Below are 16,471 nucleotides of genomic sequence, written 5' to 3'. Positions count from 1 at the left end.
TCATCGTCAGCGGTGCTCATCGTCAACCGGCCTCGTGGTCATCCGGCCTCGTGGTCATCCGGCCGGCCGCACCACGGCCCCGGCCCCGGCGTCCCCGTCCGCCGTCTCCCCCGCCTTCCCCCTCCCCCGTCACGCACTCCGCGCCCCAGGAGCAGCCCCCACACCATCCGCACCAGCTCCGCCGGTTCGAAGGGCTTCGCCAGAAACGCGTCCACCGCGGCGGATGGCCCGCCCTCCGCTTCGAGCTGCGTGCAGGCGCTGATGATGGCGATGGGTATGTCCCGCGTCCGCACGTCGTCCCGCAGCCGCGCCGCCGTCCGCAGTCCGTCGAGCCGGGGCATCACGAAGTCGAGGGTCACGACGTCGGGACGCACCCGGTGCACGATCTCCAGACACTCGGCACCATCGGCCGCGGTCACGACCTCGAAGCCTTCGAGTTCGAGGTTGACCCTGATCAACTGCCGGATGACCCTGTTGTCGTCGACAACAAGGACCCGGCCGGGCAAGCCAGGCACACCCCGAGGGTAGGCGCGCCCACCGCACCGCGTCCGGCTTTTCCCCACTTCCACCCCCGAGAGCGCCCCACCCGCCCTCCCGGCACCCGCCCCGGAACCCGTTACGGATCACCCGCCCGGAGCTGGTACTGTTCTTCCTGTCGCCGCGAGCGAGACCGCGACCGGAAGACACGCCCCCGTAGCTCAGGGGATAGAGCAACGGCCTCCGGAGCCGTGTGCGCAGGTTCGAATCCTGCCGGGGGCACTTCACTTGAAGTGCCGGAAGACCCCGCCATCAGCAAGTCGCTGACGGCGGGGTCTTTCTTGTATTCGCGGACGGGCACCGTACGAACCCCCGTCCGCCCGTTTGCTCAAGGAAATGCACCGCTCGACCTGTCCGCTCGGATCCGTCACGACCACCGGCCGATTCGGGCGTCGGGACTGTCAGTCGCTGCCGTTATTCTCGATCCGGAAATCACGGAAGTGTCCTGGGGGGCGCCATGGGTGGCAGATTGCGGGTCGGGCAGGTTTTTCGCTATGCGAGCAGCAAGGACCCGGCCCCCGCCGACCTGGACGGGTACCCGAACTTCCATCATGTGACGCACTCGCCGGGTCTCAAGCGAGCCTTGCTGGAAGCCGGAATCAACGGGATGGCGAAGGTCGCCGCCGCGGACGGCAAGCGTCGCCCTGCCATCCTCATCCGGTCGAGTCCTTGGAAGGCCGGCACGGAGCAGACCCCGTGGCACGACGTTTTCGACATGGACAACGGTCACGTCCGGTACTTCGGTGACCACAAGGCCGGTATGACCGTCCCACCCGGAAGCACCAAGGGAAACGCGGTTCTCCTCGAATCATTCGCCGAACACCAGGGACGTACACCGACCGAACGGGCATCGGCCACACCCCTGCTGTTGTTCCGATCCGTATCCCGCAACGGCAAGCCCAAAGGGCACGTCGAGTTCTGCGGCCTGGGCATCATCGAGCGTGCCGAGCGACTGGTGCAGTGGGGCGGCAGCGAACACACGAACTTCGTCAACTACGTCTACGACATTGCGCTCATCGATCTGACGACTGAGGACGACCGACTCTCCTGGGCCTGGATCCACGCTCGCAGAAACGAATCTGCAACCGCTGCGCAGACGCTCGTCTCTGCGCCGCACGCCTGGCGCGAGTGGGTCGAACACGGCCATTCGGCCCTCCCTCGACTCCGCCGGCGCGTCGCCCGGGCCAAGGTCACGAAGGTGGCCGAGCAGCGCCCCGAGGCGGGCAGCACGGAGGCCAAGGACCTCGAGCTCATCTACAAGTACTTCGACGGACGGAAACACGACTTCGAGGCCGTCGCTTCGGCCGTGGCCGCACGTGTTCTCCGCGGCGCAGGCAACAGTTACGTCGAGGGTTGGCTGACACGCAGATCCGGCGACGGCGGGGCCGACTTCGTGGGGCGCCTGGACTTCGGCAGCGGATTGGCAGGCACCAGCTTGGTGGTACTCGGCCAGGCCAAGTGCATCAAGCCGGACAGTCTGATCACAGCGGAACAAATCGCTCGCGTGGTGGCTCGCCTTCGTCGCGGCTGGATAGGCGTATACGTCACGACCGGGGCCTACTCCGTGCCCGCGCAGACGGAAATGGTGGAAGACCAGTACCCCATCGTCCTCATCAACGGCCTCGGTCTCGCCCGGGAACTCAAGAGCATGGCCCGGGACGACCATGGGGGTGATCTGACGATCTGCATCGAGCGCATCCTGAGCGGGCGGGAGACCGTCGTCACCAACAGGCGGCCGGAGGAGATCCTGCTCGAGTAACCACCTTCTCGGTAGGCAGTCCGCCTTCGGCCGCTGTTGTCGCGACGGTGGAACAAGCTCCCTCGACTGTGCAGGCGGACCGCGCGCGGGCCTCCGGTATCTGCATTCGGATGTGCAACCTTCGCTGCACCGGTGGGCAGAAACACCCGGCCGGTCACGGCAACCGGGTCTGACCGGTCGGCGTCGAACAGTGATCGGTTACGCTGGCGCCGCCACACGGTGAACGGCTTCCAGACCCTTGGGGGAAGGGTGGGTGCGGAGCCCGGCCCCGGTGACGATCCATACGTCTCTTTCACGCTCGGGGTGTTCTGGCGCACCGGACAGTGTCGGCCATGGATCGCGGGCCGTCGGATCATCGAGGGACCGCACCGGCTCGTGGCACCAGGACACGCGACGTAGGAGACATGGATGCCGGGCCGATCCCCCGACGTACCCGACGAGCAGCCGATGCCGAAGGACGCCTCCTCCGACGTACGTGACTCGAGCAGCCGTGGCGCGAGCCTGCCTGACGCGCGCGGGGCGGCCGTTGGCAGTTCCGCGGGGGGCTCGGACGTTTCCGAAGAGGCGCGGGCCGACGCGCCGAGCGCTTCCAAAGATGCCCCTGACGGTCAAGAAGCGGGCGCGGCCCGTGTCGACGACTCGGGCGGGGACGCGGAGAAAGCCGCCGGCGGCGAAACGGACACGCTTGTGGATGACGTCGCTGCCGCTCCTCCATGTGGGGAAAGGCAGGCGGTCGATGGCCATACCGATGTTGCCGCGAACGCGTCGACTGGGGTGAAGACCTCTGATGCCTCTCGAACGGCCGGGCTCTTCACCGCTGGTGAACGGGGCACCGCGTCCGCCGAGGGCGATGCGGACACCGTGGATCCCGCGGGCGAGTCGAGTCGCGGGGCGAAGCGGGCAGCGGACCGCGCCTCCGCTGCCGAAACCGCCGAGCCCATGTCCGGCGCCGACGCCGACACCGAGGGCGACCTCCAACCGGGTGACGGGGCCGCGACCGATAACGGTGCGCCTACCGCTCACGGCGAGGACGAGGCCGGAACCAAGTCCCGCCCCGACAGCAGCGCCTCAGCCGACGCCGGAGGTCCCACCGCGCCGACTACCGCGGACGAGGACAAGGCCGGGGCGAGTGGCGAAGGCGCTCCCCGCCCCGAGCCCAAGAGCGGCCCGCGCTCCAAGCCCCTTGCGGAGAGCCCTGCCAAGCCCGGCGGTGCGGGGAACGCGAACGCCGAAGGCGAACCGGCTTCTGCGGACCGCAAGTCTCCTGCCTCCTCCGAAGGCCGGACCAAACCCGGCGCCACGGGCAAGACCACGGGCCGGGCCCCGGTCGGGGCCGAGTCCGGCAGCATGAACATGGCAAAAAGCGGCAGGGAGTCCGGGAAAGCCGGGACCGTCGCCAAGGACAAGTCCGCTGCCCCTGCAACCGGGTCCGCCGGCACGACCGAGGGCCGGGCCGAGTCCGGTTCCGGCGGCTCGGGCAGTGGGACGGAGGCCGATGCCACCGCTGCCTCCCGCACCGAGGGCAAGGCCCGATCCGCGTCCGACAGCGACGGTGAGCCCGGCGATGCGAAGGAGTCGGACGCCGAAATCGGCGCCTCGACCGACCCGGAAGCCTCGGTCGAAGGCCGGCCGGGCACCGGGGACAAGGCCGGCCCTGCCGGCAGCGCAACCGAGGGCGCGGATGGTGCCGGGGCAGAACCCCCTGCCAAGGGCCAGGCGCCAACAGGAACCGGACCCGAGCTCGACAGTACGGGTGAAGTCGATCCCGAAGCCGAAACCGACGTCGAGTCGCAGGGTGAGGCAGAGGCGGACGGCGCCTCCGGCAAATCCGAGTCCGACACCACGGGCAGCGAGGGCAAGGAGCACAGGGCCGAAGGTCGACCCCTCGCCACTCGGTCCAACGGCGCGAGCAAGGGCGAGAGGAAGGCAAGCCCTGGTGGCAACGGTGGCGGCGCCGCCCAGGGCAAGGGCGCGGTCGCGGCAGAGCCTCCGGCGGTTTCCAAGCCCAAGGCCGAATCCCGTAACGCCGGCAGCGCGGGCGGTGGCGATCGGGTCGGGGCGGATGTTCAGGGTGCGGGTGGTGGGGCGGTCAAGGTTGTCGTTCCCGCGCCCGGGCCGGCGGGGGGCAAGGGCAAGGTCGACGGTGGTGCCCGTGCGCAGGAGGCCGGTTCGGGTGCCGAGCCCGTCGGGGGCGGTGGGCGGGCGGTCGTACGGCGGCCGGGTGTGGTTGCCGGGGGCGTTGCCGCGCTGCTCGTCGTCGTGTTTCTGGTCGTGCAGATGGTGCGGCCGTTGCCCGAGCCCGAGTTGGAGGTGCGGAAGGCGGCTGCCACGGTCACCGTTCCGGGAGGGCGGTTCGCCATTCCGTGGCCCGGGAAGGGGCAGGGGGCCGTCATGGTCGCCGGGGGCGGGACCGTCGGGACGTTCGGGGTGGAGAAGCCCGTTCCGACCGCCAGTGTCGCCAAGATCATGACCGCCTACGTCATTCTTCGCGAGCACCCTCTCGCCAAGGGTGAGCGAGGGCCGCGGATCACCATCGACGCCAAGACCGTGACGGACGGGACGGCCGAGGACGAGTCCCGGGTCGAGGGGCTCCAGGAGGGGCAGAGCTTCAGCGAGCTCGACATGCTGCGGATGCTGATGATCCCGTCGGGGAACAACATCGCCCGGATGCTTGCCCGTTGGGACACCCATGCCAAGAACGAGGCCGCGTTCGTCCGGAAGATGAACGACGCCGCCAAGGCGCTCGGCATGCGGAACACCACCTACACCGACCCCAGCGGCCTCGACCGCGGGACCGTCAGCACCGCCGTCGACCAGCTCAAGCTGGCCGACGCCGTCATGAAGTCGGACGCGTTCCGCTCGGTCGTCTCCATGGTCGGCGCCGACATCCCGGGTGCCGGGCACATCGACAACAACAACGCGCCCCTGCTCACCGCCGGTCTCGGCGTCGAGGGCATCAAGACCGGCTCCAACACCCCCGCCGGCGGCACGCTGTCGTGGGCCGCGCGGATGAGGATCGGCGGTGTCGACCGGCTGGTCCTCGGCTCGATGATGGACCAGCATGTCACCGGCCCGGACCCGAACGGCGCCAACAGCCTCGCCCTGGTGCTGGAGAACAGCAAGAAGGTCGTCGCGGCCGTGCGCAAGGGGCTGACCACCGGCACCGCCGTGCGCAAGGGGCAGGTCGTCGGCCACGTCGACGACGGGTTCGGCGGCCGGACGCCCGTCGTGGCCGCCGAGGACCTCACCGTCGTCGGCCTGCCGGGGCAGCGCGTGCGCGTCACCTTCCGCGACGGCGGCCGGGCCCTCGCCCGTACGGCCAAGCGCGGGACCGTCGTCGGCGAGCTGGTCGCCACCACCGAGGACGGGTCCGCGGCCGGGAAGGTGCCCGTCGTGTTGAAGTCGGCGCTCAAGGAGCCTTCCTTCGGTACGCGGATCACCCGGGTCGGGTGATCCCACAGTGACCGAAGAGGTGGTCCCGGCGCGGCACCGGCCCCGCATGTCGCGTCCCGCCCGCGTCGCCTAAGCTCTGCTGTTGGTACGACTGTTCGGTTCCTGTGGGGGGAATGCCGCGCGTGACCAACATCCCGGAGACCGGTGGCCGGACGCAGCGGATCCGCATACGGCTGATCGTCGTTCAGATCCTTGTGTTCTCGCTGCTCCTGACCCTGGGCGGGCGGCTCTGGTACCTCCAGATCCGCAAGGGGGACGAGTACGCCGCCGAGGCGACCGGCAACCGCGTCCAGCGGTCCGTCCAGCCCGCCGTGCGCGGTTCGATCCTCGACGCGCGCGGCGTGCCGCTCGCGGACAACGAGAGCCGCCTGGTCGTCTCCGCGTCCCGCACCGAGCTGTCGAAGGCGAAGGACCGCGGCAAGGCGGTGCTGACCCGGCTCGCCGGGCTGCTCGGGATGGACCCGAAGGAGGTCATGGCGAAGGTCCGGCTGTGCGACGCGAAGACGCCCCGGCCCTGTTGGAACGGTTCTCCGTACCAGCCGATCCCGATCACCGACAAGGCCACCACCCGGCAGGCGCTCCAGATCCGGGAGCGCGCCGAGGACTTCCCCGGCATCAGCGCCGAGCCCACGGCCGTGCGCCGCTACCCGGCCCCCGGCGAGGCCAACACCGCGCAGGTGCTCGGCTACCTCTCCCCCGTCACCGACGAGGAGGTGGCGCGGGCCAAGGACACCGACTCGCCCTACCTGCGCTCGGACATGATCGGCCGGTCCGGGCTGGAGCGGCAGTACGACGAGGTGCTGCGCGGCAGGGCCGGCGTGACCCGGCACGAGGTCGACAAGCTGGGACGCGTCATCGGCACGGCCGAGAGCGACCCGCCCGTGCCCGGCTCCAACCTCGTCACCAGCATCGACGCCCGCGTCCAGCGGGTCGCCGAGTACGAGCTGAACGAGGCCATGAAGGCCGCCCGCAAGGAGTGGGACCACAACACCGGCGAGAACTACAAGGCGGACTCCGGCGCGGTCGTGGTGATGGAGGCGAGGACGGGGCGCGTGGTGGCCATGGCGTCCGCCCCGACGTACGACCCGAACGCCTGGGTGGGCGGCATCTCGGCCGCCGATTACCGGAGGCTCACCGGCGAGGACTCCCACCACCCGCTGCTCAACCGCGCGATCCAGGGCCAGTCGGCACCCGGTTCGATCTTCAAGGTGATCTCCACCACGGCCGCGGTCGACGCGGGCCACTCCTACGAGGGCCCTACGACTGCTCCAGCTCGTACCGCATCGGCAGCCAGGTGTTCAAGAACTTCGAGTCGGCGAACCACGGCCCGATCTCCCTGGGCCGCGCCCTGGAGGTCTCCTGCGACACCGTCTTCTACCGGCTCGCCCACGACGAGTGGCGCGCGGACGGCGGGCTCCGGGCGAAGGACGGCGCCGGCGACTGGTTCTACCGGACGGCCCACCGCTACGGCCTCGGCAGGACCACCGGGATCGACCTGCCGAACGAGGTCCCGGGCCGGGTCCCCGACCGCCGGTGGAAGCAGCGGTACTGGGAGGCCAACAAGGACGCCTGGTGCAAGCAGGGCAAGAAGGACGGGAGCTACGCCGAGCGGATCGCCTACGACAACTGCCGCGGCGGCAACCTGCTGCGCCCCGGCGACGCCGTGAACTACTCCATCGGCCAGGGCGACACCCTCGTCACCCCCGTCCAGATGGCGAGCGTCTACGCCGCCCTGGCCAACGGCGGCACCCTCTACACGCCCTCCATCGGCAAGGCGGTGATCAGCCCCGACGGGAAGAAGGTGCGGGAACTCGCCCCCAAGGCGCGCGGGAAACTGCCCGTTACCAAGCGGCTGCGCGACGAGATGGACCAGGCCCTCGCGGGCGTCGTCACCCGGGGCTCGGCCGCCTGGCGCTTCGGCGGCTGGCCGCAGGACCGGATCCCGCTGCGCGCCAAGACGGGCACGGCGGAGGTCTACGGGAAGCAGACCACCTCGTGGTTCGCCACGTACAGCGACGACTACGCGGTGGTGATGACGATCGCGCAGGGCGGCACCGGCTCCGGCGCCTCGGCTCCCGCCGTACGGAACATCTACAGCGCGCTCTACGGCGTCGACGGGAAGGGTGCGGTCGACCCGAAGAAGGCGCTGCTGCCCACACCGCAGAAGACCCTGCCGAAGATCAACGCGGACGGGACCATCGAGGAGCCGAGGATCGGGAAGTACCGGCCCGACGAGCAGGGCGATACGGCACCGCCGGCCACCGGGGCGCCGGCCCCGGGGCGCGGGCGGCGCGACTGACAGTCGTTCGTGAGGTGCCGGCGCCGGAATTCCGGCGGGCCGCAAGGGAAAGTGGCGACCGTCACAGCGATTTCTTTTCCGGATACCCCCTGACCTGGTCATCGGGGGTCCGCGGGGCGTGTAAAGTATTTCTCGCAAGCCCGCGCTCGTAGCTTAACGGATAGAGCACTTGACTACGGATCAAGAGGTTGCAGGTTCGAATCCTGCCGAGCGCACCGCAAAGAGCCCGCTTCGTTTCGACGAAGCGGGCTCTTTTGTTTGCCTGTGAGCATGTCTGCCTGTGCGCATTCCCCTGCGGGAGGGGGCGCCGGCAGGGCGCCCCCCTTCCCACGCTTCAGATCTTCGGGAAGCTGAAGCCGTACCCCTGCTGCTTCAGCCACGGAAGCGTTTCTTCCATCGCGGCCATGGTCTGGCTGCGGTCGCCGCCGGCGTCATGGAAGAGGATGGTGGGGCCGCTGGGGACCTCGCGCTTGACGTTGGCCACGATGCGGGCGACGCCCGGGCGCTGCCAGTCGCGGCTGTCGACCTGCCAGCCGAGCGGCCGCATCCCGTGCGCTGCGGCCACCTTGCGGCTGTACGGGGTGAACGCACCACCGGGGGCCCGGTAGTAGCGCACCTTCACACCGTCCCCGGCGGCGTCCTCTATCAGCTTCTGGGCGTCCAGGATCTGGCTCGCCTGGTAGGACTCGGGGCGTTTGTCCATGGACGTGTTGTGGTCCATGGAGTGGTCGCAGAGCCGGTGTCCCTCCGCGACGACCTTCTTGACGAGGGACGGGTACTCCTTGGCGCGCGGACCTATCATGCAGAACGTCGCCTTGACGTCGTTCCGGCGCAGCAGGTCCAGCACCTTGGGGGTCCAGACGGGGTCGGGGCCGTCGTCGATGGTGATGTTGACGACCTTGCCGGAGCTCTCGCTGTCGTGCGAGATCTCCTCGGACACCGGTCCGCCCGCGTCGGGTTCGGCCGCCTTGCCCCGCTCGCGGGGCACCTTCGCCGAGGGGCTCTTGGCGTCGACGGCGGCGTGGGTGCTCCCGCCGCCGTCCGACGCCTGGTTGGCGACGGCCACCGAGCCCAGTATCACCGCCACGAGCGCAAGGCCCGACCCGGCCGCCACCGCGATGTGCCGCCCCCGCCCGGTAGTTCGCGTCATGAACGATCCACTCCCTCGCACGCCTGTCTGTTCCCTGCCCGCGAAGACGTGCTTGTACCGCAAGCCGTTCCGTTATGCGGTATCGCTCACAAAACAGTGACAAAGCAGGCGCTCACGCGCCTGAGACGTCCTCAATCACCGTACGGCGGTCACTCTTCCGGCCTTCCTCCGCCATCTTCTCCCGGAATGACGTCCTCCTTCACGTCCGGCGCTTCGCCCTCCGCGATCGCTCGGGCCACTTCGGCGACGCGGGCCGCCTCTTCGGCGGCGAAGCGCCGGGCGTCGAGCTGGTCGGCGAGTTCCTCGTCCTGGGCCATCAACAGGTCGAGGCTGGCGTCACCCAGATCCAGGACGCCGAGATCGACGTAGGCACGCTGGAGGCGTTCGCCCCACAGCCCGATGTCCTTGACGCAGGGGACGATCCGGCTGAACAGCAGCTTCCGGAAAGCCCGGACGTAGTCGGACCGTTCGCTCAGCTCCACCGCCTCGGCGGCCGGGATGCCGAAGTCCGTGAGGACCACCTCCCCGCGCAGCCGGTTCCGCATCAGGTGGCAGCCCTCGATCACGAACTCCTCGCGCTCGCGCAGCTCGGCGTCGGTGAGCTGCGCGTAGTAGTCGCGCAGCGCCAGCCGGCCGAAGGCGACGTGCCGGGCCTCGTCCTGCATCACATAGGTGAGGATCTGCTTCGGCAGCGGCTTCTCGGTGAAGTCGCGCAGCATGCCGAACGCGGCGAGGGCGAGTCCCTCGATGAGGACCTGCATCCCGAGGTAGGGCATGTCCCAGCGGGAGTCGCGCAGGGTGTCCCCGAGCAGCTCCCGCAGGCTGGTGTCGACGGGGTAGAGCATGCCGATCTTCTCGTGCAGGAAGCGGCTGTAGACCTCCACGTGCCGGGCCTCGTCCATGGCCTGGGTGGCGGAGTAGAACTTGGCGTCGAGGTCCGGCACCGACTCGGTGATCCGGCTCGCGCAGACCAGCGCGCCCTGCTCGCCGTGGAGGAACTGGCTGAACTGCCAGGCGGCGTAGTGGCGGCGCATGTCACGCCGGTTCGCCTCGCCCATCCGGTCCCAGTAGGGGGTGTTGTACACCAGCATGTTCTCGTCGGGGACGCCGAGCGGGTCGTACGGGTCGACCTCCGCGTCCCAGTCGATGCGCTTGGCGGCGTCCCACTGCTTGTCCTTGCCCTTCCGGTAGAGGGCGAGGAGCCGTTCGCGGCCCTCCTCGTACTCCCAGCCGAAGCGGGCGGCGCCGCTCGCGGGGACCTCCCACAGCGGCTCGTCGGGCTCGTGCGCGTAGAGCTGTCGCGTCGCCATCGGACGCCTCCTTAGCTTCCTTCGCTCGCTGTCCCCCGCGGCTCGCCACTGTGGGCAGGCTCACACGGTTTTTGACCGGGGGTCAATCAGGCGGAGCGGTTCGAGTCGTACGGGACGGCAGGGGCCCCGGGGGTCTTGACGGGCTTGCTGACACGCAGTCTTATAAGCAGGTAACCCCGGGTAACCCGCGACTGAGGTGGGATCAGGCATGGCAGCAGACCCGATGACGCCGGCCGGCACGGCCGGACCCGCGCTCCGTGACGCGCTCGGGCCGCTCAAGGACCGAGAACGGATCGCCGAGCGCCTGCTGGAGTCCTCGGCCAGACACTCCTTCGACCCGGACACCGAGCTCGACTGGGACGCCCCGCCCGAGGACGGCAAGTGGTACTGGCCCCCGGAGCTCGTCTCCCTCTACGGGACGCCGCTGTGGCGGCGGATGCCCGAGGAGCAGCGGATGGAGCTCGCCCGGCACGAGGCCGCCTCGCTCGCCTCGCTGGGCATCTGGTTCGAGATCATCCTGATGCAGCTGCTCGTCCGGCACATCTACGACAAGCCGGTGACCAGCGCCCACGTCCGCTACGCGCTGACCGAGATAGCCGACGAGTGCCGGCACTCCAAGATGTTCGCGCGCATGATCCAGCACGGCGGCGCCCCCGCGTACCCCGTCGCCCGCCTGCACCACAACCTCGCCCGCGTCCTGAAGACGATCTCCACCACCCCCGGTTCGTTCGCCTGCACCCTGCTCGGCGAGGAGATCCTCGACTACATGCAGCGGCTGACGTTCCCCGACGAGCGCGTCCAGCCGCTGGTGCGCGGCGTGACGCGGATCCACGTCGTCGAGGAGGCGCGGCACGTCCGGTACGCCCGGGAGGAGCTGCGCCGCCAGATGAAGACGTGTCCGCGCTGGGAGGCGCAGCTCACCCGGCTGAGCTGCGGGGAGGCCGCCCGCGTCTTCTCCGTCGCCTTCGTCAACCCGGCCGTCTACACCAATGTCGGGCTCGACCGGCGCGAGGCGGTCGCCCAGGTGCGGGCGAGCGGGCACCGGCGCGACGTGATGCAGGCGGGCGCCAAACGGCTGACCGACTTCCTCGGGGAGATCGGGGTGCTGCGGGGGGCCGGACGCCGGCTGTGGCGCAGTTCCGGCCTGCTGGCCTGAGCGGGCCGCGGGCACCGGCCGGCCGGCACGGCGGCTGCCGTAACCTGCCCTGCATGACCGGCAGCGGAACCACCTCCTACCGCCGGCTGGGCGTCGCCCAGCGCCGCGCCCAGCTGATCACCGCCGCGCTCGGCCTGTTCGCCCGGCGACCGCCCGAGGACGTGTCCCTCGACGACGTGGCGGCGGCCGCCCAGGTCTCCCGGCCGCTGGTCTACCGCTACTTCCCGGGCGGCAAGACCCAGTTGTACGAGGCGGCGCTGCGCAGCGCCGCGGACGAGCTGGAGCTGTGCTTCGCCGAGCCGCAGACCGGCCCGCTGACCGTCCGGCTGGCCGCCGCCCTCGACCGCTACCTCGCCTTCGTCGACGGGCACGCGGCCGGATTCGGCGCGCTGCTCCAGGGCGGCAGCGTCGTCGAGACGTCGCGGACCGGCGCGATCGTGGACGAGGTGCGCCGCACCGCAGCCGGCCACATCCTCGCCCACCTCCAGGTGCCCGAGCCCGGGGTGCGGCTGCGGATGACGGTCAGGACGTGGATAGCGGCCGTCGAGGGCGCGTCCCTGACCTGGCTGGACGAGGGGAAGCGGCCGCCCGTGGAGGAACTGCGGGACTGGCTGGTCGACCACTTCGTCGCCCTGCTCGTCACCACGGCGGCGAGCGACGAGCAGACCGCGCGGGTGACGCGGGCGGCTCTCGCGCTGGAGCCGGCGGACGGGGTGGTGACCCGGCTGGTACGGCGGTTGGGGCCGGTGCTGGCGGAGGCCGGGCACCTGCTCTGAGCGTCCGCCCCGAAGCCCCGGGCGCCCGCTCCGGGCGTGGGCGGGCGGCCCGGCCGGGGCGAACGTACGCTCGTACGGTGCGAAGCGAAGAAGTGCCCTTCGAGGGCGGGCCCCTCGACGGGCGGGTGCTGCCGGTGCTGCTGGGACCGACCGGGCACCCGCCGAAGGTCTACGAGGTCCCGGTACCGGACGCGGCCGGCGGGCCGCCCACCGTCCTGGTGTACCGGCGGGCGCAGGCCGGGGTGACGCGGCGGCTGGGGCTGCCGCGGGGTGGAAGTTCGTGTACGACCCGGAGGGGCGGCGGAGTGAGGGGGTCCGGTGGCCGTGGTCGCGGCCTCGGCCTCGGCCCGTGGCCGGGGAGTCGCCGCCGTCCGGGTGAGGGGCGTCGGCCGGACGGTGTGCGGATCGGGCGGGTCCGCCCCTGATGCCCTAAAAGTACGACCGGTCCGTGACACGATCGCCCCGGAGGTGAGCCCTCGTGTCAGGACGGCTGGTGCGCTGCTGCTGCGCTCTGGCGCTGGCCGCCGCCGTCGTGTCGGCGGCCCCGCCGCCCGGGGGCCCGGCGGAGCCGCCTTCCGGTGACCGGTCGGTCGGTGCCCTGCTCACGCGGCTGCGGACGCTCTACCGGCAGGCCGAGGCGGCCACGAAGGAGTACGAGGCGGCGGAGCCGGCGCTGCGGCGGGAGCGGGCGTCGGCCGACCGGACGGCCGAGGAGCTGGCCTCGGCACGGACCGCGCTCGTCCGGAGCCGTGACGAGGCGGGGCTGCTCGCTCGGGAGCAGTACCGGGACGGGGCGGACGGTCTGCCTCCCGCCGTCGCCTTTCTGCTCACCGCGGACCCGGGGGCGGCGCTTCGCCGGCGGCACGAGATCGAGCGGGCGGCGGCTTGGCGTGCGGGGGCGCTGTCGCGGCTCGCCTTGTCCGCGGCGCGGGCCGAGGTCGTCGCGCGGCGGGCACGGGTGGCACTGGACGCTCAGCTGACGCTGGCGGATCGGCGGGAGCGGCGGCGGGAGGAGGCGCGGCGGGGGCTGGACGAGGTGGAGCGGGGGCTGGCCGGGCTCACGGACGGGGAGTTGGCGGCGCTGGGGGCGCCGGGTGGGGGTGCCCCGGTCCCGCCCTTTCACCGTTTCCTGGGGCAAGCCCCCAGACCCCTTGAAACCGCGCTCCGCGCGGTTTCGGGGGTGCGGGGGCGGAGCCCCTGCAAGAAACGGCGAAAGGGCGGGACCGGGGCTCACCCCCCACCCACCTCCCGCAGATACGCCTCCGCCCGCTCCTCCTCGTAGAACCACCCCTCGAAATCCGACGGATCGTCGTACCCGTTCGCGAAGCGGTCCGCGACCGGCCGGCAGCCGGCAGCCGCCCCGATCAGCCGCTGGACGTGCAGCGGCAGCGGCGCGAGCATCGCGTTCGTCCAGCGCGTGGCGTGGCGCGCGGACGCCGTCCAGTGGCGGTCGGAGAGCGACCGCATCCACGCCTCGTCGAACGGGCCGTCCCCCCGCTCGACGATCGCCGCGAGGCACGCCGCCGCGTACTTCGCCGCCGAGTTCGCGCCCTGCCCGGTGACCGGGTCGTCGACGACGACCGCGTCGCCGATGCCGAGGACGAGGCCCCCGGAGGGGAGCCGGCCGACGGGGTCGCGGACGACGGGGGTGTAGCGGCCGGCCAGGGTGGCGCCGGGGTCGGTGAGTTCGACCTGGGTGGCGCGGCCGTACTCCCAGGGTGCGTAGCGTTCGATCAGTTCGAGCATGCGGGCCAGGTGCTCCGCCGGGTTCTCGCCGGCGCCGAAGACGTCGAGGGGGCCGCCGGGCAGGCCCTCCCAGAAGAGGATGTCGGCGCGGCCGGAGAGGGTGAGGGCGGGGATGACGAGCAGTTCGCCGACGCCGGGTACGAGGGTGCAGCGGACCGCGTCGTACTCGGGGTGTTCGGGGCGCGGCCCCAGGCCGTGCACATAGGCGAGGGCCAGGCAGCGCTGGGGCGCGGTGTACGGGGAGCGGGCGGGGTCGCGGTCGAAGAGGGAGACCAGTTCGCCCTTGCCGGCGGCGACCAGGACCAGGTCGTAGCGGCTGGCGAAGAAGTCCAGGTCGCAGACGGTGGCGCCGTGCAGGATCAGCTTGCCGCCGCGGGCCGCGAAGGTCTCCAGCCAGCCGGCCATCTTGAGCCGCTGGTCGACGGAGCGGGCGGGCTCGTCGAGCCGGCCGACCCAGTCGACGATGCGCCGCACCCGTCCGGCCGGGGCCGGAGTCCCGGCCGGGGTCGCGACCGGGAGCGGCGGGCCGGCCACGGAGTAGCCGAAGCCCTCGATGCCGGGGGCGTGCTCCTCCCAGAAGCCGATGCCGAGTTCGCGTTCGTGCCGCAGGGCGGTGCCGAACATGACCTGGGTGGAGATGACCCGGCCGGCGCGCATCTCGTCCGGCGTGCGGTTGGAGAGCAGCGTCACGTCGTAGTCCCGCGCCTGGAGGCCGAGGGCGAGCTGGAGACCGGACTGACCGGCGCCGACTATGAGGATGCGTCGCATGGTCCGTTCATCCGGGGGTGACGTCGAGGGCGCGGCCGACCAGGATCAGCAGCGAGTCGACGACCGTGTTCCGCTTCCGCGCATCCATGATCACGATCGGGACGTGCTCGGTCAGCGACAGCGCCTCGCGGACCTCCTCCGGCTCGTGCCGGGGCGTCCCCTCGAAGTGGTTGACGGCGACGATGTACGGCAGCCCGCTGCTCTCGAAGTAGTCGAGGGCGGGGAAGCAGTCCGTCAGCCGGCGGGTGTCGCACATGACGACGGCCCCGATGGCGCCGCGTACCAGGTCGTCCCACATGAACCAGAACCGCTGCTGGCCGGGGGTGCCGAACAGGTAGAGGACGAGGTCGGGTTCGAGGGTGATCCGGCCGAAGTCCATGGCGACCGTGGTGGTGGCCTTCTCCGGGACCGCGACGGCGTCGTCCACCTCCTCGCCGGCGACCGTCATCACGGCCTCCGTGCGCAACGGGGTGATCTCCGAGACCGAGCCCACGAACGTCGTCTTGCCGACGCCGAAGCCGCCCGCGATGACGATCTTCGTGGCGGCGGGGGCCCGGGTGCGGCCGTCCGGGGCGTGCTGTGGGCGCTCCCGTACGGGTTCGGAGGCCGCTATCGTCTCCGTCTCAGATCCTGCGAAGTCCACACTGGACCCTTTCGAGCAGCGCGCGGTCGGGCCGTCCGGTGCCGTGACCGGGGCCGTAGACGCGGATTCTTCCCTGGTCCGCCAGGTCGCCGAGGAGGACGCGGACCACTCCGAGCGGCATCCTGAGCAGCGCGGAGACCTCGGCGACGGCCCGGAGCCCGCGGCAGAGCCCGACGATGGCGCCCGCCTCGGGGACCAGCCGGGCGGGTCCCGGCTCGCCGGGGCGCCGCTCGTGGGTCTGCACGAACGTCTCCACCTGGAGGACGTGCCCGCAGGGAGCGCGTCCGCCCGCGGCGGAGTACGGGCGGACCCGGGCCGTCCGGCCCCGGCGCGGGGGCGCGGGGACCGGACGCGGGACGGGCACGGCGCAGCCTCCGGTCACCTGACCGCCTCCACCGACTGCCGTAGTTCGCGCCGGAGTTCGGGGGTCAGGACGTGTCCGGCGCGGCCGACGAACAGCGCCATGTGGTAGGCGACCACGCTCATGTCGCAGTCCGGGGCGGTGTGGACACCCAGCAGCGAGCCGTCGCTGATGGTCATGACGAACAGGCTGCCCTCCTCCATGGCCACCATGGTCTGTTTGACGGTGCCCCCGTCCATCAGGGACGCGGCCCCGGTGGTCAGGCTGCCCAGTCCCGCGACGATGGTCGCCAGGTCGGCGCTGGAGTGCCGGGGGCCGTCCCCCGGTCCGTCCAGGGGGCCGCCGCCGTCCGGCCGCTGCCGCGGGTCGGAGGAGAGCAGCAGCAGGCCGTCGGAGGAGACGACCGCCACCGACCGGACGCCGGGCACCTCCTCGACGACATCGGTCAGCAGCCACTGGAGGTTGCGGGCCTCGTGGCTCAGCCCGTAGCCGGTGCCGCCGCAGGGCAGCCCG

Annotated in this window: 12 protein-coding genes, 2 tRNA genes and 2 pseudogenes; 9 read left to right on the top strand and 7 right to left on the bottom strand. The window is 71.4% G+C overall.

Features of this window, described 5'->3' with window-relative positions:
- Positions 1–38 precede the first annotated feature (38 nt).
- Positions 39–515 (bottom strand): response regulator, encoded by a 477-nt coding sequence (locus ACQEVS_RS22960; RefSeq protein ID WP_433023226.1) that lies wholly within the window; start codon positions 513–515, stop codon positions 39–41.
- 172 nt (positions 516–687) lie between these two features.
- On the opposite strand from ACQEVS_RS22960, the gene ACQEVS_RS22955 reads away from it, so the two are divergent.
- The 5 genes and pseudogenes from ACQEVS_RS22955 to ACQEVS_RS22935 all read left to right on the top strand — a co-directional run bounded on the left by ACQEVS_RS22955 (position 688) and on the right by ACQEVS_RS22935 (position 8,263).
- Positions 688–759, top strand: a tRNA-Arg gene (locus ACQEVS_RS22955).
- Positions 760–994: 235 nt separating this feature from the next.
- Complete coding sequence (locus ACQEVS_RS22950) at positions 995–2,296, top strand: restriction endonuclease (RefSeq protein WP_433023224.1); 1,302 nt, start codon at positions 995–997, stop codon at positions 2,294–2,296.
- Between the two features lie 939 nt (positions 2,297–3,235).
- Entirely contained in the window at positions 3,236–5,749 is a 2,514-nt protein-coding gene (locus ACQEVS_RS22945; RefSeq protein WP_433023222.1) for a D-alanyl-D-alanine carboxypeptidase, read from the top strand.
- 122 nt (positions 5,750–5,871) lie between these two features.
- Positions 5,872–8,048, top strand: a pseudogene (mrdA, locus tag ACQEVS_RS22940) (penicillin-binding protein 2).
- 142 nt (positions 8,049–8,190) lie between these two features.
- Positions 8,191–8,263, top strand: a tRNA-Arg gene (locus ACQEVS_RS22935).
- 119 nt (positions 8,264–8,382) lie between these two features.
- On the opposite strand, the gene ACQEVS_RS22930 is transcribed toward ACQEVS_RS22935, so the two are convergent.
- Entirely contained in the window at positions 8,383–9,198 is an 816-nt protein-coding gene (locus tag ACQEVS_RS22930) for a polysaccharide deacetylase family protein (protein WP_433023220.1), read from the bottom strand.
- Positions 9,199–9,347: 149 nt separating this feature from the next.
- Positions 9,348–10,508, bottom strand: coding sequence for a ferritin-like domain-containing protein (locus tag ACQEVS_RS22925; protein ID WP_433023218.1), 1,161 nt, complete (start codon positions 10,506–10,508; stop codon positions 9,348–9,350).
- Between the two features lie 208 nt (positions 10,509–10,716).
- On the opposite strand from ACQEVS_RS22925, the gene ACQEVS_RS22920 reads away from it, so the two are divergent.
- The 4 genes and pseudogenes from ACQEVS_RS22920 to ACQEVS_RS22905 all read left to right on the top strand — a co-directional run bounded on the left by ACQEVS_RS22920 (position 10,717) and on the right by ACQEVS_RS22905 (position 13,722).
- Complete coding sequence (locus ACQEVS_RS22920) at positions 10,717–11,664, top strand: AurF N-oxygenase family protein (RefSeq protein WP_433023216.1); 948 nt, start codon at positions 10,717–10,719, stop codon at positions 11,662–11,664.
- A 53-nt stretch (positions 11,665–11,717) separates the two neighbouring features.
- A complete protein-coding gene (locus ACQEVS_RS22915; protein WP_433023214.1) occupies positions 11,718–12,440 on the top strand; it encodes a TetR/AcrR family transcriptional regulator in 723 nt (240 codons plus the stop codon).
- 77 nt (positions 12,441–12,517) lie between these two features.
- Positions 12,518–12,819 (top strand): annotated as a pseudogene (locus ACQEVS_RS22910) (hypothetical protein).
- Positions 12,820–12,918: 99 nt separating this feature from the next.
- Positions 12,919–13,722 carry a hypothetical protein gene (locus tag ACQEVS_RS22905; RefSeq protein WP_433023212.1) on the top strand — a complete coding sequence of 268 codons (804 nt, stop codon included), beginning with the start codon at positions 12,919–12,921 and terminating at the stop codon, positions 13,720–13,722.
- On the opposite strand, the gene ACQEVS_RS22900 is transcribed toward ACQEVS_RS22905, so the two are convergent.
- Genes ACQEVS_RS22900 through ACQEVS_RS22885 form a run of 4 tightly spaced genes read right to left on the bottom strand, consistent with a single transcriptional unit; the run spans position 13,671 to position 16,467 of the window.
- A complete protein-coding gene (locus tag ACQEVS_RS22900) occupies positions 13,671–14,954 on the bottom strand; it encodes a styrene monooxygenase/indole monooxygenase family protein (RefSeq protein ID WP_433023210.1) in 1,284 nt (427 codons plus the stop codon). The two genes, ACQEVS_RS22905 and ACQEVS_RS22900, sit on opposite strands and share 52 nt — an antisense overlap.
- 7 nt (positions 14,955–14,961) lie before the next feature.
- Complete coding sequence (locus ACQEVS_RS22895) at positions 14,962–15,567, bottom strand: GTP-binding protein (protein ID WP_433027825.1); 606 nt, start codon at positions 15,565–15,567, stop codon at positions 14,962–14,964.
- A gap of 10 nt (positions 15,568–15,577) precedes the next feature.
- Positions 15,578–15,979 carry a DUF742 domain-containing protein gene (locus tag ACQEVS_RS22890; protein WP_433023208.1) on the bottom strand — a complete coding sequence of 134 codons (402 nt, stop codon included), beginning with the start codon at positions 15,977–15,979 and terminating at the stop codon, positions 15,578–15,580.
- Positions 15,976–16,467 (bottom strand): roadblock/LC7 domain-containing protein, encoded by a 492-nt coding sequence (locus ACQEVS_RS22885; RefSeq protein WP_433027822.1) that lies wholly within the window; start codon positions 16,465–16,467, stop codon positions 15,976–15,978. The genes ACQEVS_RS22890 and ACQEVS_RS22885 overlap by 4 nt, the downstream gene beginning before the upstream one ends.
- Between the last annotated feature and the right edge of the window lie 4 nt (positions 16,468–16,471).

The organism is Streptomyces sp. CA-181903, assembly GCF_050937075.1.
Taxonomy (GTDB): Bacteria; Actinomycetota; Actinomycetes; order Streptomycetales; family Streptomycetaceae; genus Streptomyces.
This window is presented reverse-complemented; position numbering and strand designations above follow the sequence as displayed.